Source organism: Gordonia alkaliphila (assembly GCF_039542465.1).
GTDB classification, from domain to species: domain Bacteria; phylum Actinomycetota; class Actinomycetes; order Mycobacteriales; family Mycobacteriaceae; genus Gordonia; species Gordonia alkaliphila.
Genome location: NZ_BAABIE010000002.1, coordinates 314293 through 332961, shown reverse-complemented (window position 1 = coordinate 332961; position 18669 = coordinate 314293). Strand labels below are relative to the sequence as shown.

18 protein-coding genes are annotated in these 18669 nt (G+C 70.3%); 13 read left to right on the top strand and 5 right to left on the bottom strand.

Annotation, left to right across the window (positions count from 1 at the left end; translation table 11 throughout):
- The first annotated feature begins 97 nt into the window (after positions 1-97).
- Positions 98-1609, top strand: a complete 1512-nt coding sequence (gene mqo / locus ABD989_RS03450) for a malate dehydrogenase (quinone) (protein ID WP_345312434.1) — start codon at positions 98-100, stop codon at positions 1607-1609.
- A 25-nt stretch (positions 1610-1634) separates the two neighbouring features.
- A complete protein-coding gene (locus tag ABD989_RS03445) occupies positions 1635-3299 on the top strand; it encodes a GAF domain-containing sensor histidine kinase (protein ID WP_246995477.1) in 1665 nt (554 codons plus the stop codon).
- A gap of 3 nt (positions 3300-3302) precedes the next feature.
- Here the strand turns inward: ABD989_RS03445 and ABD989_RS03440 are convergent, their stop codons facing one another.
- Both ABD989_RS03440 and ABD989_RS03435 read right to left on the bottom strand, forming a co-directional pair.
- Positions 3303-3803 (bottom strand): pyridoxamine 5'-phosphate oxidase family protein, encoded by a 501-nt coding sequence (locus ABD989_RS03440; RefSeq protein WP_345312433.1) that lies wholly within the window; start codon positions 3801-3803, stop codon positions 3303-3305.
- Positions 3800-4486, bottom strand: coding sequence for a response regulator (locus ABD989_RS03435; protein ID WP_246995481.1), 687 nt, complete (start codon positions 4484-4486; stop codon positions 3800-3802). Before ABD989_RS03435 ends, ABD989_RS03440 begins: the two co-directional genes overlap by 4 nt.
- A gap of 106 nt (positions 4487-4592) precedes the next feature.
- Here ABD989_RS03435 and ABD989_RS03430 point away from each other — a divergent pair, with 106 nt between their 5' ends.
- The 3 genes from ABD989_RS03430 to ABD989_RS03420 are packed head-to-tail and all read left to right on the top strand — an operon-like array spanning position 4593 to position 7339.
- Positions 4593-5567, top strand: a complete 975-nt coding sequence (locus tag ABD989_RS03430; protein ID WP_345312432.1) for an acyl-ACP desaturase — start codon at positions 4593-4595, stop codon at positions 5565-5567.
- 60 nt (positions 5568-5627) lie between these two features.
- The gene (gene cobA / locus ABD989_RS03425) at positions 5628-6875 is read left to right on the top strand and encodes a uroporphyrinogen-III C-methyltransferase (protein ID WP_345312431.1); all 1248 of its coding nucleotides are present in this window, start codon (positions 5628-5630) and stop codon (positions 6873-6875) included.
- Positions 6872-7339 carry a hypothetical protein gene (locus ABD989_RS03420; protein ID WP_246995487.1) on the top strand — a complete coding sequence of 156 codons (468 nt, stop codon included), beginning with the start codon at positions 6872-6874 and terminating at the stop codon, positions 7337-7339. The genes cobA and ABD989_RS03420 overlap by 4 nt, the downstream gene beginning before the upstream one ends.
- Before the next feature lie 43 nt (positions 7340-7382).
- Here ABD989_RS03420 and yaaA read toward each other — a convergent pair whose 3' ends face one another.
- Positions 7383-8123, bottom strand: a complete 741-nt coding sequence (gene yaaA / locus ABD989_RS03415) for a peroxide stress protein YaaA (protein ID WP_345312430.1) — start codon at positions 8121-8123, stop codon at positions 7383-7385.
- Positions 8124-8179: 56 nt separating this feature from the next.
- Here yaaA and ABD989_RS03410 point away from each other — a divergent pair, with 56 nt between their 5' ends.
- Positions 8180-9916: a proline--tRNA ligase gene (locus ABD989_RS03410; RefSeq protein WP_345312484.1), complete on the top strand. Its 1737-nt coding sequence runs from the start codon at positions 8180-8182 to the stop codon at positions 9914-9916.
- A gap of 63 nt (positions 9917-9979) precedes the next feature.
- Here ABD989_RS03410 and ABD989_RS03405 read toward each other — a convergent pair whose 3' ends face one another.
- Together ABD989_RS03405 and ABD989_RS03400 are read right to left on the bottom strand one after the other, a co-directional pair.
- Positions 9980-10414: a ferritin-like domain-containing protein gene (locus ABD989_RS03405; RefSeq protein ID WP_345312429.1), complete on the bottom strand. Its 435-nt coding sequence runs from the start codon at positions 10412-10414 to the stop codon at positions 9980-9982.
- A complete protein-coding gene (locus ABD989_RS03400; protein WP_345312428.1) occupies positions 10411-10908 on the bottom strand; it encodes a hypothetical protein in 498 nt (165 codons plus the stop codon). The genes ABD989_RS03405 and ABD989_RS03400 overlap by 4 nt, the downstream gene beginning before the upstream one ends.
- A gap of 97 nt (positions 10909-11005) precedes the next feature.
- Between ABD989_RS03400 and rimP the strand changes: the two genes are divergently transcribed.
- From rimP to ABD989_RS03365, 7 genes are all read left to right on the top strand, one after another.
- Entirely contained in the window at positions 11006-11578 is a 573-nt protein-coding gene (rimP, locus tag ABD989_RS03395) for a ribosome maturation factor RimP (protein WP_246995495.1), read from the top strand.
- Positions 11579-11652: 74 nt separating this feature from the next.
- A complete protein-coding gene (gene nusA, locus ABD989_RS03390; protein ID WP_246995497.1) occupies positions 11653-12708 on the top strand; it encodes a transcription termination factor NusA in 1056 nt (351 codons plus the stop codon).
- A gap of 72 nt (positions 12709-12780) precedes the next feature.
- Positions 12781-12987, top strand: coding sequence for a YlxR family protein (locus ABD989_RS03385; RefSeq protein WP_281499840.1), 207 nt, complete (start codon positions 12781-12783; stop codon positions 12985-12987).
- Positions 12988-13117: 130 nt separating this feature from the next.
- Positions 13118-15919 carry a translation initiation factor IF-2 gene (gene infB, locus ABD989_RS03380; protein WP_345312427.1) on the top strand — a complete coding sequence of 934 codons (2802 nt, stop codon included), beginning with the start codon at positions 13118-13120 and terminating at the stop codon, positions 15917-15919.
- Positions 15919-16383, top strand: coding sequence for a 30S ribosome-binding factor RbfA (gene rbfA, locus ABD989_RS03375; protein ID WP_246995503.1), 465 nt, complete (start codon positions 15919-15921; stop codon positions 16381-16383). Before infB ends, rbfA begins: the two co-directional genes overlap by 1 nt.
- Complete coding sequence (locus tag ABD989_RS03370) at positions 16380-17336, top strand: DHH family phosphoesterase (protein WP_345312426.1); 957 nt, start codon at positions 16380-16382, stop codon at positions 17334-17336. The genes rbfA and ABD989_RS03370 overlap by 4 nt, the downstream gene beginning before the upstream one ends.
- Positions 17337-17344: 8 nt before the next feature.
- Positions 17345-18631, top strand: coding sequence for an MATE family efflux transporter (locus ABD989_RS03365; protein WP_308221360.1), 1287 nt, complete (start codon positions 17345-17347; stop codon positions 18629-18631).
- The last annotated feature ends 38 nt before the right edge of the window (positions 18632-18669 follow it).

The window sequence follows — 18669 nt, the reverse complement described above, 5'->3', positions numbered from 1 at the left end:
TTGCGCTACCGATTCGGGTGGAAAGACGCCCATGGTGGACAATATCGAGGAGCGAACCCGGACGAAGCGGTCGGGCGGTGGAGGAAGTGAGCATTTCGTGGCGCAGAAGGTGATCAGAACAGACGTAGCGCTGGTCGGAGCGGGCATCATGAGCGCGACGCTCGGGGCCCTGCTGCGCCAGTTGGAGCCGAGCTGGTCCATCAGCCTCTTCGAGCGCCTGGATGCGGCCGCCGCCGAGAGCAGCGATCCGTGGAACAACGCCGGCACCGGTCACTCGGCGCTGTGCGAGCTGAACTACACGCCGATGGGCGCCGACGGTCAGATCGACATCACCAAGGCACTCAACATCAACGAGCAGTTCCAGCAGTCGCGCCAGTTCTGGGCGCACGGCGTCGACAACGGCGTGCTCGGTGCGCCGGACGAGTTCATCAACCCCATCCCGCACGTGGCCTTCGCGCACGGTGACGGCGGCGTCGACTACCTGGGCAAGCGCCACGCCGCCCTGGCCGGTCACACGCTGTTCGAGGGCATGGAGTACATCACCGACGAGGCGACCTTCGCCGATCGCCTGCCGCTGATGGGCAAGGGCCGCGACTACTCCGACCCAGTCGCCCTCAACTGGTACACCGAGGGCACCGACGTCGACTTCGGCGCGCTGACGCAGCAGCTGCTCAACTTCGTCGGCCGCGACGCGTCCCTGTACTTCGGGCACGACGTCCGGAACCTGACGCAGCAGAGCGACGGCAGCTGGGTCATCAAGGTCCGCAACACCCGCAGCGGTGAGACCTTCCGCGTCGAAGCCAAGTTCGTCTTCGTCGGCGCCGGCGGCGGTGCGCTGCATCTGCTGCAGAAGTCGGGCATCCCCGAGGCCAAGGGCTTCGGCGGGTTCCCGGTCAGCGGCGAGTTCTTCCGCTGCACCAACCCCGATCTCATCGCCGAGCACTCGGCCAAGGTCTACGGCCAGGCCGCCGTCGGTGCGCCGCCGATGTCGGTGCCGCACCTGGACACCCGCGTGATCAACCATCAGAAGGGTCTGCTGTTCGGCCCGTACGCCGGCTGGTCGCCCAAGTTCCTCAAGACCGGCGGCATCATGGACCTGCCGAAGTCGGTGAAGCCGGGCAACCTGCTGCCGATGATGTCGATCGCGCCGAAGGAGTTCGGCCTGCTCAAGTACCTGATCGGTGAGCTGGCCGCCAGCCCGGCCGACCGCGTCAAGACGCTGTCCGAGTTCGTGCCGGAGGCCACCGGCGGCGACTGGGAGATGATCACCGCCGGCCAGCGCGTCCAGGTGATCCGCGGCCAGGGCGCCAAGGGCAACCTGGAGTTCGGTACCGCGGTGGTGGCTGCGGGCGACGGCACCATCGCCGGCCTGCTCGGCGCCTCCCCGGGCGCGTCGACCGCCGTGCCGGCGATGATCTCGGTGCTGCAGCAGTGCTTCGGCGACCGGTTCGACGGCTGGCAGGGCAAGCTCACCGAGATGATCCCGTCGTACGGCCAGAAGCTCAACGACAATCCGGCGCTCTTCCGCCAGATGTGGGACTGGACCAACCGCAGCCTCGAGCTGACCGGTCGGGGCGGGCGGCACGCGGCACCGGAACAGACGGACTGATCCAGCGGGCGGGAGGTGACGCGACATGCCTGACTACGCAGACCTCACCGCCCAGCTGTTCGAAGCAGGTCGTGCCTTCGACCAGGACAGTTCGGCGACGCTGCGAGCGGCGCTCGATGCGCTGACCGCGCAGCAGACCGATCCGAAGGTGCTCGGGGAGCTCCTCGAAGCCGTCCTACTCGTCGGGCAGGGGCTGGACCTGGCCGAAGTGCTGCAACGCATCACCCAGGTCGCTGCCTCCGTGCTCGACGCGCAGTACTGCGCGCTCGGCGTCCGCGGCCCGGAACGCGGTTTGCAGGCCTTCGTCTACACCGGCATCGCGCCCGAGGTGCGCAAGCGCATGGGCCGCCTGCCGCGGGGGCACGGTGTGCTCGGCGAACTGCTCGACCACCCCGAGGTGCTGCGCATCGACCACCTGGGTCGGCACCCCGCCTCGATCGGGTTCCCGCCGAACCATCCGCCGATGGACTCCTTCCTCGGTGCGCCGATCATTGTGCGCGGTGAACTGTTCGGCAGCATCTACCTCACCGAGAAGCTGACCGGCGCGGGCTTCACCGAGCAGGATGAGCACATCGTGTCGGTGCTCGCCGTCGCGGTCGGCATCGCCGTCGATAACGCCCGCCTGTATGAGCGGCAGCTCACGCGCCGACGCTGGATGGAGATCCTGGCGCACCGCGGTTCCGAACCGATGGCCGGTATCGCACTGACCGACACGCTGAACGGCCTGTGCGCGGACGTGGCCGCCCTCACCGGCGCCGTCGACGTCTTCATCGTCACCTCCGACACGGGGGCGCTGCAGTTGCACGGGCACACCGGTGCGCCCGTGGATCCGGCCGGCATCACGTGGCCCGGTCTGGCGTTCAGTGTGAGTGAGGCCGACGGGGACGGAGCCGACTGGATGCGGGGACGGGCGCGGTGGAAGACCGCGCAACCCATGCAGCGCGCGCCCGGGGACTTCGGGGCCATCGTCCTGACGCATGCGAACCGGCCCGCGTGGGAACCGGAGGAGGTCGCCGGTCTCACCGGGGTGGCGCGGGTCGCGGCGCTCGCCGTCGCCTACGCCGACCAACAGCAGATCGTGCGCGATATGGAGATGCTGTCCGATCGGCACCGCATCGCTCGGGACCTGCACGACCATGTGATCCAACGACTGTTCGCGATCGGCATGTCGCTGCAGACCATGCAGGCCGCGCCGGAGCAGGTGGAGTCTCGACTGACCCAGGTGATCGACGATCTGGACACCACCATCGGGCAGATCCGCACGTCGATCTTCGATCTGCAGTCGGCGCACCGCAGCGGCAGCGAGATCACGCTGCGGCGCAAGGTGCTCGACGTCGTCGCCGAGCTGGCGCGGCACGCGCCGATCGTCCCCAGCGTCGCCTTCGTCGGACCGGTCGACACCCTGGTACCCGACATCCTGGCCCCGCACATCGAGGCGGTGCTCCGCGAAGGACTGTCCAACGCGCTGCGCCACTCCGGCGGCGATCGGATCGCGGTGCGCATCGTCGCCGACGACGTGCTGACGGTGGAGATCTCCGACAACGGCACGGGCATTCCGACGGACGCGGCCTATCGCGGCCTGGACAATCTGACCCGGCGCGCTGACGAGTGCGACGGCAACTTCACCGTCGAATCCCGCCCGGGCGGCGGCACCACGCTCATCTGGGAAGTACCGCTGCGGCCCGCCTGAGGGTCAGAAACGGAAGCGCGTGCAGTCGGTGGGAAACGACGTCCAGGCGAGGGCTCGCTCGGGCACGATCTGGCGCAGCCCGCCACCGTCCTCACCGGACCAGGCGTCCGCGGCGGGGGCGTAGTCGTCGCCGTGATACTTCACGAAGGCCTCGGCCAGGCGCGCGCCGAGCGTCTCCGGGGCGGCGCGGGTGGCGGTCGAGGTTCCCTCCACGATCACCACGTCGGTGCCGCTCTCCAGCGTCAGGGTGACGTGCGGGTTGGCCTCGGTGTTGCGCGTGTGCCGCGTGGTCGGGGCGCCGTCGTAGTAGAAGCGGCCGTCCACCCACACGCCCCAGCGCGGGACGCTGTGCGGGCGGCCGTCCGGTCGCACGCTGGCGAGCCAATAGTGTTTGGCCGCAACGAGTTTGGGCTCGACAGCGGACCACGAGAGCAGTCCGTCGGTGCTCTCCGGAAGCCCGTAGCCCTCGGGGAAGTCCGGGCGGTCCGGCGCGGGCGCGCTCATCTGCCGCGCTCGCCGAGTTTGGTGGCCATCACCGCGACCTGGGTCCGGCGCTGCATGTCGAGTTTGGCCAGGATGTGCGAGACGTAGTTCTTGATCGTCTTCTCCGCCAAGAACATTCGTTCGGCGATCTGCCGATTCGTGAGGCCTTCGCCGATCAGCTTGAACACTTCGCGTTCCTGCCCGGTGAGCTCGGCCAGCGGATCGACTTCGTCTTTCTTGTCGTCGCGCAGGCGGGCCAGCAGGGCGGCGGTGCTCCGGTCGTCGAGCAGCGAGCCGCCGTGTCCGATGGTCCGCACCGCGTTGATCAGGTTGTGGCCCAGGATCTGCTTGAGCACGAAGCCGGAGGCGCCGGCCATCACGGCGGCGAGCAGGGCGTCGTCGTCGGCGTAACTGGTGAGCATCAGGGCCCGGACGTTGCGGTTGCGGGACCGGATCTCCCGACACAGCTCCACGCCGTTGCCGTCGGGGAGTCGGACGTCGAGGACCGCGACGTCCGGCGAGGTGGCGTCGATGCCGGTGAGCGCTTCGGCCACGGTCGCGGCTTCGCCGACGATCTCCAGGTCCCCGGCGGTGCCGAGGAGGTCGCGCAGACCGCGCCGGACCAGCTCGTGATCGTCGACCAGGAAGACGCGCACCGGCGCGCCGTCAGCGGCGGGTGTCGCGGGATTCGTCGAGGGAGACATGCCTTGAATCTACCGCAGGTCCCGGGACCCGAAGCGACGTCAGGCCCGGGTGGATCGGGTCTTTGGGCGGTGGGAACCCGCGAGGGCACGGGACACGATGGAAGCCATGACCACGTTGATGACGAAGAACATGAGCGGCTCGGATCTGCTGCGGGAACTCCTTCCGGTCTGCGAGACGGAAGTGGAACGCCACATGACGATGACCCGCGACTGGCATCCGCACGACTACGTGCCGTGGGACGACGGCCGCAACTTCGCCATGCTCGGCGGTGTCGACTGGGATCCGGAGCAGTCGCAGCTGTCGGAGACCGCCAAGGCCGCGATGATCACCAACCTGCTGACCGAGGACAACCTGCCGTCGTACCACCGGGTGATCGCCGACAACTTCAGCCTCGACGACGCCTGGGGCTTCTGGGTGGGGCGGTGGACCGCCGAGGAGATGCGGCACTCCATCGTGATGCGCGACTACCTCGTGGTGACCCGCGGGGTGGATCCGGTGGAACTCGAAGAGATCCGCATGCAGCACATGACCGGCGGCTTCAACCCGCTGCCGAACGACGACGGCCAGCGCGACCACAGCTACGACATGCTCTTCGCCGTCACCTACGTGTCGTTCCAGGAGCTCGCCACCCGCGTCAGCCACCGCAACACGGGTAAGGCCTGCGGCGACCCGATCGCCGACCGGATGTTGCAGCGCGTGGCCGCCGACGAGAACCTGCACATGCTCTTCTACCGCAACATCGTGGCCGGGGCCCTCGACCTGGTGCCGGACGAGGCGATGGCCGCGATCTACGGCATCGTCTCGAACTTCCAGATGCCGGGCGCCACCATGCCCAACTTCCGCCGCAATGCGGTCCTCATCGCCAAGGGCGGCATCTACGACCTGCCGCAGCACATGGAGGAGGTCATCATGCCGGTGCTGCGCAAGTGGCGGATCTTCGAGCGCAACGACTTCGGCCCGCTCGGCGACATGTACCGCGAGAAGCTCGCCGAGTTCCTCGAGGAGATGAACGTGAAGGTCGGCAAGTTCGAGGCCGCCCGCGATCGTGCTCTGGCCCGCGAGCGCGCACGTACCGCCTGAGTCGCCCCTTCGACCGGCGCAGGGACCGGGGTGCGATCGCCCGACAGTAGGATTCTGCACATGGGCGAAGGACATTATCTCGTGGGCTTGGACCTGCGGGGACGCAAGGTAGTGGTGGTCGGCGGCGGTTCCGTCGCGCAGCGGCGGTTGCCGAATCTGATCGCCGCCGGTGCCGACGTGCACGTGATCGCCATCGATCCGCGCCCCACCGTGGAGGCCGAGCCGGCCGTCACCGTGCATCGGCGGGCGTGGGCCGACGGCGATCTGACCCGGGGCGAACTGGCCGATGCGTGGTACGTGCTGGCCTGCACCGATGATCCGGCGGTCAACGCCGCGGTGGGCGCCGAGGCCACCGCGCAGCGCATCTTCTGCGTCCGGGCCGACGATGCCCGGCAGGGCACCGCCGTGACCCCGGCCTCCGGTCGGTACGACGGCCTGCAGTACGCCGTGCTGGCCGGCGGCGACCACCGCCGCAGCGCGGCCACGCGGGCGGCGATCGGGGTGGCCCTCGCCGAGGGCACCGGACTCAGCGTCGCTGCGGCCGCGCCGCACGCGGCGGGCGTGGCCCTGGTCGGCGGCGGCCCCGGCGACCCGGAACTCATCACCGTCCGCGGTCGTCGACTACTGGCTCAAGCCGACGTGGTGGTGGCCGACCGCCTCGCGCCCGGCGCCCTGCTCGACGAGCTGGGACCGCAGGTGGAGGTGATCGACGCCGCGAAGGTGCCGTACGGGCGGGCCATCCGGCAGGAGAAGATCAACGAGCTCCTCGTCGACCGGGCGCGCGCCGGAAAGTTCGTGGTGCGCCTCAAGGGCGGCGACCCGTACGTCTTCGGCCGCGGTTTCGAGGAACTCGAAGCCTGCGTCGAGGCCGGCGTGCCGGTGACGGTGGTACCGGGCATCACTTCGCCGATCTCCGCGCCCGCACTCGCCGGGATCCCGGTGACCCACCGCGGCATGACGCACGAGGTGGTGATCGTCTCCGGGCACGTCGCCCCCGACCATCCCGACTCGCTGACCGACTGGTCGGCGCTCGCCAAGCTGCGCGGCACCCTGGTGCTGATGATGGCGGTGCAGCGCCTGGACGCCTTCGCCGGTGCGCTGCTGCACGGCGGCAAGGCCGCCGACACCCCGGTCGCGCTGATCGAGAACGCATCGCGCCCGGATCAGCGGTTGATCCGCACCGACCTGGCCAACGCGGCGGCCACCGCCGTCGCCGAGAAGCTGGTGCCGCCGGCGATCGTCGTCATCGGACCGACCGCCGCCTTCGACGCCTCGTCCGTCGCGCCGCAGCCGGGGGAGGACGCATGATCGGCCGCGTCGTCGGCGTCGTCTCGGGCCTGATCCTGCTGGTCGCGGCCGTCGCCGCGTGGTGGGTGTCGCCTGTGGTGACCGCCGTGCTGGTGGGCGTCGCAGTGGTCGCGATGACCGGGTGGCAGCTCTACCGGCGCGCCCACCACATCGAGCCCGCCGCGCAGAACGTCTGGACCGTCTACATCTGGCCGCTGACCTTCGGCGCGCTCGCCGTGATCGCGTTGAACGGCTGGATCTATCGGATCTCGGCCGACGCCGGCGGCGAGTCGGGCAGTGTCGGCACTCTCATCGGCCTGGCCACCGGCGTGGTCGGGATGGCGGGCGCCTACGGCTACGGCCGCGTCCGCGCGCAGAACGTGCAGATCTCCGAGCAGCGCTACGGCGCGGCCCGCGATGAGCAGGAGTCCGAGGACGAGGCCGACGCCGCGCCGGCGCAGGAGTGGTTCTTCCCCCAGCAGTGAGGGCGGCAGGTCAGTGCGTGTGGGCGGCCGTGCGTGCGGGCGGTCAGTCGGTGATGACGGTGATCTCGGTGGGCGAGGTGATCTCCACCCGGTGCCCGGCCGACGACAGGACGGCGGCGAGCTTGCCGATGTCGGCGACCTGGGCGCGGGTGCTGACCAGATCGCGGGCGATCAGGCCCTTGTAGTGCTTGTTGAAGTGGCTCACCACGCTGCGTGAACCGTCGGCCGCCTCGGTGACGACGGTGGCGGTGACGGCGCCGCGCACCGGGCCCAGCGACAGGTAGGCGCCCGAACGCAGGTCCACCACGAAGTCGTCGAGCGCTTCGAGTGCGGGGGAGAGCACCGGTTTCCACACCGCCGCGAGGGTGCCGAAGCCGGGCAGCTTGGAGCCGCCGGAGAGGCGATAGGCCGGAATCTCATCGGTGGCCGCGACCACCCCGAACAGTGCCGAAGCGATCATCAGCCGGTCGGCGGCCTTGGCCTTGCTCGCGCGGGTCATGCCGCGATAGTCGAGGGCGTCGTAGAGCACCCCGGTGTACCGCGTGATGGCCGGGCGGGTCGGCGAGACGAACAGTTCGGCGTTGCGATCGACTTCGGCCAGCTGCGACTTGCCCAGGCCCAGGGCGCGCTGCGACGCGTCCAGATCGTCGGCCAACGCGACGAGGGCGTCGGCCACCCGGCGCCGCGTCGCGGCCAGCTCAGGGAGGGACAGTTTCTCCAGGTCGAGGGGTACGCCGGCACCGCCGTCGGACTTGGTTTCGGAGGGGGGAAGGATCACACGCACCCGAACACCGTAGCGAGGAGGGGCGGCGACTACTCTGACCACCTGTGATCACGCGTATGTCCTCCCTGTTCCTGCGCACCCTGCGCGACGACCCCGCCGATGCCGAGGTGCCCAGCCATAAGCTGCTGGTCCGCGCCGGTTACATCCGGCGTGCCGCCCCCGGCATCTACAGCTGGCTGCCGCTGGGTCTGAAGGTGTACCGCAACCTGGAGAACATCGTCCGCCAGGAGATGGACGCGATGGGCGGCCAGGAGATCCTGCTGCCCGCGCTGCTGCCGCGCGATCCGTACGAGACCTCCGGCCGCTGGACCGAGTACGGCGACAACCTGTTCCGCCTGCAGGACCGCAAGGGCAACGACATGCTGCTCGGCCCGACCCACGAAGAGCTGTTCACCCAGCTCGTGAAGGGCGAGTACAGCTCGTACAAGGATCTGCCGGTGATCCTGTACCAGATCCAGACCAAGTACCGCGACGAGGAACGTCCCCGCGCGGGCCTTCTCCGCGGCCGCGAGTTCGTGATGAAGGACTCGTACTCGTTCGACGTCGACGACGCCGGCCTGGAGCACGCCTACCAGCTGCATCGCGATGCCTACCAGCGGATCTTCGACCGCCTCGGCGTCAAGTACGTGATCGTGGCCGCCACCTCCGGCGCCATGGGCGGCAGCGCCTCCGAAGAGTTCCTCGCCGAGTGCGAGGTGGGCGAGGACACCTTCGTCCGCAGCACCGAGTCCGGCTACGCCGCGAACGTCGAAGCCGTCGTGACGCCGGTACCGGCCGCGCTCCCGATCGACGGACTGCCCGCGCCGACGGTGCACGAGACCGGTGACACCCCCACCATCGACACGCTGGTCGACTGGGCCAACGGGGCCCTCGACGGCGAGTACACCGCCGCCGACACCCTCAAGAACGTGATGGTCAAGATCCGCAAGCCCGGCGAGGAGTGGGAGATCACCGCGATCGCCGTGCCCGGCGACCGCGAGGTGGACTTCAAGCGCCTGGAAGCCGCCGTCGAGCCCGGCGACGTGGAACTGCTCACCGACGCCGACTTCGCCGCCAACCCGGGGCTGGTGCGCGGCTACATCGGCCCGAAGGGCGTGCAGGAGTCCGGCTTCACCTATCTGGCCGACCCGCGCGTGGTGACCGGTACGTCGTGGATCACCGGCGCCGACGAGGACGGCAAGCATGTCGTCGGCCTCGTGGCCGGCCGCGACTTCACCCCGGACGGTGTGATCGAGGCCGCCGAGGTGCGCGCCGGCGATCCGTCGCCGGACGGACGCGGTGTCCTCGAGACCGCGCGCGGCATCGAGATCGGCCACATCTTCCAGCTGGGCCGCAAGTACGCGGACGCCTTCGGACTCGACGTCCTCGGCGAGAGCGGCAAGCCTGTCCGCGTCACCATGGGCTCCTACGGTCTCGGAGTATCGCGCCTGGTCGCGGTCCTCGCCGAGCAGATGCACGACGACAAGGGCTTGGTCTGGCCGCGCGGGGTGGCGCCGTTCGACGTGCACCTGGTGATCGCCAACAAGGACGAGGCCGCCGTCGCCGGCGCCCAGGAACTGGCGGCGCAGCTCGACGCCGCCGGGCTGGAGCTGCTGTTCGACGACCGCAAGGCGTCGCCGGGCGTGAAGTTCAAAGACGCCGAACTGCTCGGCATGCCCACCGTCGTGGTGGTCGGCCGCGGCTGGGCCGACGGCACCGTCGAGATCCGCGACCGGAGCACCGGCACGGCCACGGCCGTCCCGATCGCCGACGCGGTCGACGCCGTGCTGGCCGCGGTGCGCGGCGAGGCCTGAGCCCGGGCCGCTGAGCCCGGGCCGCTGAGCCCGGGCCGCTGAGCCCGGGCCCCGGCCCGGGATCTAGGCCTGGGCGGTGCCGGGGAACGCGGTGGTCACCGGACTCCGGCCCAGCGACCGGCGCCACTGCGCGGCGCGCAGCGCGCAGTCGGTGAGACCGTCGACGGCGCGCACGCGCAGCGCGGCGGTGTCGACCTGTTCGGCCATCGCCCGGAAGGCACGGGCGCACTCGGTCTCCGCGCCCAGCAGGGCGGTGGCCGCCGAATCGGGGCCGGTCACCTCCACCGGTAGGCGGTAGCCGGCCGCCGCCTGGCGCGCCGGTGCGCCGAGGGCCACCAGGTCCTCGTTCAGTTCGTCGCGCCGCACCCGATGCGCGGCGATGTACTCGCCCACCGCCGCCCGGTCGCCGGAGCCGATGAACGCGGTGCTGACCCCGTAGGTGAAGATCGCCGCGTTCTCCGCGTCGATCGCGTTCTCGAGTGCCTCGATGGTGCTCATGGCAGTTGAACCTCTTTCAATGCGGTGCACGAGGCGCTGATGGAGGCGAGCAGTCCGGCCCGAAAGCCGTCGGCCGCGGCGGCGGCCGCGGAGGCTGCGGTGGCCGACTTCTGCAGTTGCGCGCGGAGGTCGTCGAGCGTCCCGGCGCCCACCCCGGCGGGGGCGGTGATCCCGGAGGCGGCCGGTGCGTGGAGACGATTGATCTCGTCGGTGAGCGCCTGCGCGTGGGTGCCGCGCTCGGCAGCGACTTGGCCCAGGGCAGCGGTGTATTCGGTCTCGCGCGGGGCGAGCTGCTCGGCTTGACGACGCTGACGATCGGCGGCCTGGGCCAGCGGCACCAGCGCTTCGGCGTCGCGCTGCCGGTCGGAGGGGCCGGGGCTGCACGCGGTCACCGCGGCACCGGCCGCGATCGCGAGGGTCAGGCCTGCGCCACCGCGAAAAACGGTGCGACGGGAGACGACGGCGGGTTCGGGGCCAGGCGGGCGAGCGGTCACATCGCCCGATTCTGCCAGCCGTCCGGATCGACTATGGTGAAAGGTCCGTGCAGCGGCCCCGGTTCGGCCGCCACGACCGCCCGATGAGGAGAATCCAGTGACCACCAGCAGTGGCCCCGCCGCCACCGGCGACGCGGCCGAGAAGCTCGAACGACTGGTCGGCCCGATCCTCTCCGAGGCGGGGTACGACCTGGAGGAGCTGACCGCGGGCCCCACCGGCGAGGTGCGGGCCGTGCGGGTCATCGTGGACCGGGACGGCGGCATCGGGCTCGATGAACTGGCTCAGGTCAGCCGACAGCTGTCCGAGGCGCTCGACGAGACCGACCTGTTCGGCGAACAGGCCTACGACCTGGAAGTGAGCACTCCCGGCATCGGGCGTCCGCTGTCGCTGCCGCGCCATTGGCGCCGCGCCCGCGGCCGCAAGGTGGCCGTGCGGCTGCTCGTCGACGGCGCGAAGTCGACGGTGCAGGGCCGCGTCGCGGAGATCGACGACGACACCGTCGCGCTGCTCCACAACGACAAGGGCCGGATGCGCACACAGTCGATCCCGTTCGCCGACATCGAGTCCGCGAAGATCGAGGTGGATTTCACCCGGCCCGGCGAGGCGGAACTGCGCCGCTGCGGCCTCGACGACGACGAGATCGCTCGTCGTCGTACCCCCGCGAGCTGACGCCGCGCCCGCGCGGCACCCTTAGACCCCCCTCACTTACAACTGCATCCGACAAGCGAATAGGAGTCGCCACCATGCACATCGACGTCACCGCATTGCGGCTGATCGAAGCCGAGAAGGGTATCCCCGCCGATACCGTCATCACCGCCATCGAGACGGCTCTGCTGACCGCGTACCGCCACACCGACGGTTACGCGCCGCACGCCCGCATCGACATCGACCGCAAGTCGGGCCAGGTGCGCGTCATGGCGCAGGAGCGCGATGACGACGGTGTGCTGGTGCACGAGTGGGACGACACCCCGGACGGCTTCGGCCGGATCGCCGCCACCACCGCCCGCCAGGTGATCCTGCAGCGGCTGCGCGACGCGGAGAACGAGAAGCAGTTCGGCGAACTCGTCGCCCACGAAGGCGAGATCGTCGCCGGCGTGGTGCAGGCCGACGCCCGCGCCAAGGCCAAGGGCCTGGTGGTGGTCGAGATCGGCACCGAGGCCAACGTCACCGAGGGGGTGATCCCGCCCGCCGAGCAGGTGCCCGGCGAGAACCTGCAGCACGGTGACCGCGTGAAGTGCTACGTGGTGGGCGTGTCACGCGGTGTCCGCGGTCCGCAGATCACCCTCTCGCGCACCCATCCGAACCTGGTGCGCAAACTGTTCGCACTGGAGGTCCCGGAGATCGCCGACGGCTCGGTGGAGATCGTCGAGGTGGCGCGCGAAGCCGGTCATCGCTCCAAGATCGCCGTGCACACCCGCCTCGCCGAACTGAACGCCAAGGGCGCCTGCATCGGACCGATGGGCCAGCGCGTGCGCAACGTGATGAGCGAACTCGGCGGCGAGAAGATCGACATCATCGACTACTCGCCGGACCCGGCCGAGTTCGTCGGCAACGCCCTGTCGCCGGCCAAGGTGGTCTCGGTGACGGTGGTCGACGAGGCGACCCGCGCGGCGCGCGTCATCGTTCCCGACTACCAGCTCTCTCTCGCGATCGGCAAGGAAGGGCAGAACGCCCGCCTGGCGGCACGCCTCACCGGTTGGCGCATCGATATCCGTTCGGATGCGGAGACCGCCGAGCCCGCAGCCCCGGCCCAGCCCGCGTCCGATGGCGCGCAGGCCGTCGAAAATGAGCTAGACTGATCGGTGGTTCTTCCAGAGTCGACACATCCGATCCGCATGTGCGTGGGCTGCCGTCAACGCAGTCCACAATCCATGCTGGTCCGGGTGGCGGTGAACGCGAAGCCAGAATTGGTGATCGATCACCGGAAGAACCTGCCGGGACGTGGTGCCTGGCTGCACCCGTCGGAGTCCTGTGTGACGACGGCGGTGCGGCGACGGGCGTTCGGACCGGCACTCCGGGTACGCGGGCTGACCGTGGACCCGGCCGACCTCGCCGAGATTTTCGGCGAGGCGCCATAGGGGCTCCGCAGGGAGCCAGGACAGGTGAGTGGAAGACATGAGCACACCGTGAAGTCGCCACGATGAGCATGTTGGTTCAATAACCCGAGGCCGTAGCGGAAGCCCGCTCGGCCTCCAAGTGAGGAGAGCAGTGGCAGGCAAGGCCCGCGTCCACGAATTGGCCAAGGAACTCGGCGTCACCAGCAAAGCAGTGCTGGAGCGTCTGAAGGACCAGGGAGAATTCGTCAAATCCGCGTCGTCGACCGTCGAGGCCCCGGTGGCCCGTCGACTCCGCGAATCTTTCGCCCCCGCAAACGATGCGGGTGGCAGTGCCCCGGCGGCGACGCCGACCAAGGCAGCAACCCCGTCGCCCGGCGCCAAGCCCGGCGGCGCGAAGCCGTCCGGCCCCAAGCCGGGCGCACCCAAGCCGGGCGGACCCAAGCCCGGTGCTCCGGCCGCGGCGACTCCCGCCGCGCCGGCTCCGGCAGCTCCGACTCCGGCTGCGGCCGCCGCGCCGGCGACCCCGGCCGCTAAGCCCGCCGGTCCCAAGCCGGCCGGTCCCAAGCCGACTCCGGCGGCTCCGGCAGCGTCGGACGCTCCGGCGACGCCCGCGCCTCGTCCGGGCCCGCGCCCGATGCCGCGTGCTCCGCGCGTCGGCAATAACCCGTACTCGTCGACTCCGGCACCCGCGCCGCGCCCGCAGGGCCCGCGCCCGGGTCCGGGTCAGGCCGGTCCGCGCCCCGGCGGCGGTCGTCCTGCTCCGCAGGGTCGTCCGGCAGCCGGTCCCGGCGGTCCGCGTCCCAGCCCGGGCAGCATGCCCCCGCGCCCGAGCCCGGGTGCGATGCCCGCACGTGCGGCTCGTCCGGACGCCCGTCCCGGCGGCCGCGGTGGCCCCGGTCGCGGTGGTCCCGGCGGCGGTGGCGGCGGATACCGCGGCGGCCCCGGCGGCGGCGGTGGCGGCACCGGTGCACCCGCAGCAGGCGGCGGCTTCCGCGGCCGTCCCGGCGGCGGTGGCGGCCCGCGTGGTCGCGGTGGAACCGCGGGTGCCTTCGGTCGTCCCGGCGGCGCTCCCCGCAAGGGACGCAAGTCGAAGCGGCAGAAGCGGCAAGAGTACGACTCGATGCAGGCGCCGTCGGTCGGTGGCGTTCGGCTGCCGCACGGCAACGGTGCGGTCATCCGCCTCGCGCGCGGTGCATCGCTGTCGGACTTCGCAGACAAGATCGACGCCAACCCGGCATCGCTGGTCCAGGCGCTGTTCAACCTCGGCGAGATGGTCACGGCCACCGAGTCGGTGAACGACGAGACCCTGGAGCTGCTGGGCTCGGAGATGAACTACGTCGTCCAGGTCGTCAGCCCCGAGGACGAGGACCGCGAGCTCCTGGAGAGCTTCGACCTCACCTACGGCGAGGACGAGGGCGGCGAGGACGATCTCGCGCAGCGTCCGCCGGTGGTGACCGTGATGGGTCACGTCGACCACGGTAAGACCCGACTGCTCGACACGATCCGTAAGGAGAACGTGGGCGCGGGCGAGGCCGGCGGCATCACCCAGCACATCGGTGCGTACCAGGTGAACACCCAGCTCAACGGCGAGGATCGTCTGGTCACCTTCATCGATACCCCGGGTCACGAGGCGTTCACCGCCATGCGTGCCCGCGGTGCGAAGGCCACCGACATCGCGATCCTGGTGGTCGCAGCCGACGACGGCGTCATGCCGCAGACGGTCGAAGCCGTGAACCACGCGCAGGCGGCCGACGTGCCGGTTGTCGTCGCGGTGAACAAGATCGACAAGGAAGGCGCCGACCCGGCCAAGATCCGCGGTCAGCTCACCGAGTACGGCCTGGTGCCCGAGGAATACGGTGGCGACACCATGTTCGTCGACATCTCGGCCAAGCAGGGCACCAACATCGAGCAGCTGCTCGAAGCCGTCCTGCTGACCGCCGACGCGTCGCTCGATCTGCGTGCCAACCCGGACATGGACGCCCAGGGTGTCTCCATCGAGGCGCACCTCGACCGCGGTCGCGGTCCGGTGGCCACAGTGCTCATCCAGCGCGGTACCCTCCGCGTCGGCGACTCGATCGTCGCCGGCGACGCCTACGGTCGCGTTCGTCGCATGGTCGACGAGCACGGCGAGGACGTCGAAGAGGCCTACCCGTCGCGTCCCGTGCAGGTCATCGGCTTCACGTCGGTGCCCGGTGCCGGCGACAACGTGCTGGTGGTCGACGAGGACCGCATCGCGCGGCAGATCGCGGACCGTCGCAGCGCGCGCAAGCGCAACGCGCTGGCCGCTCGCAGCCGCAAGCGGATCAGCCTGGAAGATCTGGATTCGGCGCTGAAGGAGACCAGCCAGCTGAACCTGATCCTCAAGGGCGACAACTCCGGTACGGTCGAGGCCCTCGAAGAGGCCCTGATGCAGATCGAGATCGACGACGAGGTGCAGCTTCGCATCATCGATCGCGGTGTCGGCGGCGTCACCGAGACCAACGTCAACCTGGCGGCGGCCTCGGATGCCATCATCATCGGCTTCAACGTGCGCGCGGAGGGCAAGGCCACCGAGCTGGCCAACCGCGAGGGCGTCGAGATCCGCTACTACTCGATCATCTACAAGGCGATCGAGGAGATCGAGGCGGCGCTCAAGGGCATGCTCAAGCCGATCTACGAAGAGGTCGAGCTGGGCCGCACCGAGATCCGCGCGATCTTCAAGTCGTCCAAGGTCGGCAACATCGCGGGCTGCATGGTGCAGTCCGGCGTGGTCCGTCGCAACGCCAAGGCACGCCTGCTGCGCGACAACGTGGTCGTCGCCGAGAACCTCGCGGTCTCGTCGCTGCGCCGCGAGAAGGACGACGTCACCGAGGTCCGCGAGGGCTTCGAATGCGGTCTGACGCTGACCTACTCCGACATCAAGGTCGGCGACATCATCGAGAACTACGAGATGGTGGAGAAGGCGCGGAGCTGATGGTCGATCACGCACGGGCCGCGCGGCTCGCCAAGCGGATCTCGACGATCGTCGCCTCGGCGATCGGCACCGAGATCAAGGATCCGCGGTTGGCTCACGTGACAGTCACCGACTGTCGGGTCACCGGCGACCTGCACGACGCCACGGTGTTCTACACCGTGATGGGTGCGACGGTCGACGACGAGCCCGACGTGGCCGAAGCGGCGGCCGGCCTGGCCGCCGCGACCGGTGCCCTGCGTTCCCTCGTGGGCGCAGGCACCGGGGTGCGGTTCACGCCCACTCTGCGGTTCGAGCTCGACACGGTCCCGGATGCGACGCGGGCGATGGATGAACTCCTCGCTCGGGCTCGTGCCCAGGACGAGCTCGTCGCGCGTTCGGCCAAGGACGCGAAGCCGGCCGGGGACAGCGATCCCTACCGGCACGACGAGGATGCCTCCGGCCCAGAAGCCGAGGCTCGCGGGTGAATCCTGCTTCAGCAGTGGAGATCGCCGACGTCTTGCGAGAGACGTCGGCGGTCGCCATCTTCAGTCATATCCGGCCCGATGCCGACACGATCGGTAGCGCACTGGCCTTGGGCCTGGCGCTGCGTTCGCGCGGCGTGCAGGTCGCAGTGAGTTTTCCCGGTCCGGAGGCCTTGCCGGACACGCTCCGGGAGCTGCCCGGATCGGAATTGATCGTCGACGACGCCGACCTGGCGCCTGCGCCGGTCGCGGTGGCCGTGGATGCGGCCACGGTCGAGCGGCTCGGGGGACTGGCGTCGGTGTTCAGCGCGTCCGAGCGCACCGTGTGCATCGACCACCACGTGTCCAACAGCGGTTTCGCCGACCTGGACCTGATCGACGCCACCGCCGACTGCACGGCGGTCCTGGTGCTCGACGTGCTCGACGCCCTCGGCGCCGAACTCACCAAGGAGGTCGCGACCTGCCTGTACGCCGGGCTGGTCACCGACACCGGTTCGTTCAAGTGGGCGCGCCCGGCGTCGTTTCTCGTCGCCGGTCGGCTCACCGCCGCCGGGGTCGACTCGGCGCACTGGAGTCGGGTGCTGATGGACTCCCATCCGTTCGGCTGGTTCGCCATGGTCTCCGCGGTGCTCGCCACCGCTCGCCTGGACGAAACCGCTTGCGGCGGAGCCGGTCTGGTCTACGCCGTGGTCGACGCCGAGCAGATGGCGCCGATGTCGTGGGAAGACGGCGAGAGCGTCGTCGACATCGTGCGCACCGCGCGCGAGGCCGACGTGACGGCGGTATTCAAGGAGGCCACGCCGGGACGTTGGAACGTCTCGCTGCGGAGTACTGCGCAGGTCGATCTGGTGCCTATCGCCGGTTCTCTGGGCGGCGGGGGACACACCCGCGCGGCCGGCTACAGCGATCGGGGCACGGCCGACGAGGTCGTCGCGCGATTGCGCGCGGCCCTGTAGTCGTACCCGTGTCGACCGGCTTCGCGAAGCTGGCGGGCTCGGCACTGGTGGTGCTGATTGCGCCGCCGCTCTACCTGATGCTCGACCTGGCGGTGGTCGGTCGGCTCGGCGGCGACGAGTTCGCCGCGCTCGCCGTGGGCACGCTGGTGCTCGCCATCGTCAGCACGCAGCTCACCTTCCTCGCCTACGGCACCACGGCGCGGTCGGCGCGCGAGTTCGGCGCCGGTCGTCGATCCGCCGCGGTGGCCGAGGGCGTGCAGGCGAGTTGGATCGCGCTCGTCGCGGGTGCGGCGATCATCGCCGTCGTCTATCCCACCGCACCGTGGATCATGCGGGCGCTGGTGCCCGACGATGCGGTGGCCGGTGCGGCCGCACAGTGGCTGCGGATCGCGATGTTCGGTGTACCGCTGATCCTGTTGGCGATGGCGGGGAACGGCTGGCTGCGCGGGGTCCAGGAGGCGCGGCCCCCGGTGGTCTATGTGACGGTGGGGCTGGCGCTGGCCGCCGTGCTGTGCGTGGTCCTCGTTCACGGGCTGGCGGGTGCGCCGAAGCTCGGTCTGCCCGGCAGCGCCGTGGCCAACCTGATCGGACAGGGTCTCACCGGTGTGCTGTTCGTCGGGCGTCTGGTGCGCGAGTCCGATGGGCGTTGGCGGCCCGACTTGCCCGTGATGCGGGCGCAGCTGGTGATGGCGCGCGACCTCATCCTGCGCAGCGCGTCGTTCCAGATCTGCTTCGTCTCCGCGGCGGCCGTGGCCGCGCGGTTCGGCGTGGCCCAGGTCGCGGCGCACCAGTTGGTGCTGCAGCTGTGGGAGTTCATCGCGTTGCTGCTGGACTCGTTGGCGATCGCCGCGCAGCAGTTGGTCGGCGCGGCGTTGGGCGCCAAGGCATTCGGGCTCGCGAAGGCGAACGCGCGGCGTGCGGTGGTGTCGTCGTTCGCGATGGCCGTGACGCTGGCGGCGGTCTTTGCCGTCGGGGTCACGCTGATCCCGCGGATCTTCACCGACGACCCGGAGATCCTGGCGGCCGCCCGCGTGCCGTGGTGGTTCCTCGTGGTCATGGTGCCGGTGGCCGGCGTGGTCTTCGCGCTCGACGGCGTGCTGCTCGGCGCCGGGGACGTCGCGTTCCTACGTACGGCGACCCTGCTGGGCGCACTGCTCGGTTTCCTGCCGCTGATCTGGCTGGCGCTGGTCTTCGACTGGGGTCTGGCGGGCATTTGGAGCGGGCTGCTCGTGTTCATGCTCGCGCGGTTGGGCGCCGTGGTGTGGCGGGTGCGGTCCGGCTCCTGGCTGCGATGATCCCGCCGCCGATGGCGGCGGGCCCCGTGGCAGTAGTC

Coding starts and splice junctions, on each gene's coding strand:
- ABD989_RS03445 (WP_246995477.1), top strand. CDS start 1,635: ATGCCTGACTACGCAGACCTCACCGCCCAGCTGTTCGAAGCAGGTCGT.
- ABD989_RS03440 (WP_345312433.1), bottom strand. CDS start 3,803: ATGAGCGCGCCCGCGCCGGACCGCCCGGACTTCCCCGAGGGCTACGGG.
- ABD989_RS03435 (WP_246995481.1), bottom strand. CDS start 4,486: ATGTCTCCCTCGACGAATCCCGCGACACCCGCCGCTGACGGCGCGCCG.
- ABD989_RS03430 (WP_345312432.1), top strand. CDS start 4,593: ATGACCACGTTGATGACGAAGAACATGAGCGGCTCGGATCTGCTGCGG.
- cobA (WP_345312431.1), top strand. CDS start 5,628: ATGGGCGAAGGACATTATCTCGTGGGCTTGGACCTGCGGGGACGCAAG.
- ABD989_RS03420 (WP_246995487.1), top strand. CDS start 6,872: ATGATCGGCCGCGTCGTCGGCGTCGTCTCGGGCCTGATCCTGCTGGTC.
- ABD989_RS03410 (WP_345312484.1), top strand. CDS start 8,180: ATGTCCTCCCTGTTCCTGCGCACCCTGCGCGACGACCCCGCCGATGCC.
- ABD989_RS03405 (WP_345312429.1), bottom strand. CDS start 10,414: ATGAGCACCATCGAGGCACTCGAGAACGCGATCGACGCGGAGAACGCG.
- nusA (WP_246995497.1), top strand. CDS start 11,653: ATGCACATCGACGTCACCGCATTGCGGCTGATCGAAGCCGAGAAGGGT.
- ABD989_RS03385 (WP_281499840.1), top strand. CDS start 12,781: ATGCTGGTCCGGGTGGCGGTGAACGCGAAGCCAGAATTGGTGATCGAT.
- rbfA (WP_246995503.1), top strand. CDS start 15,919: ATGGTCGATCACGCACGGGCCGCGCGGCTCGCCAAGCGGATCTCGACG.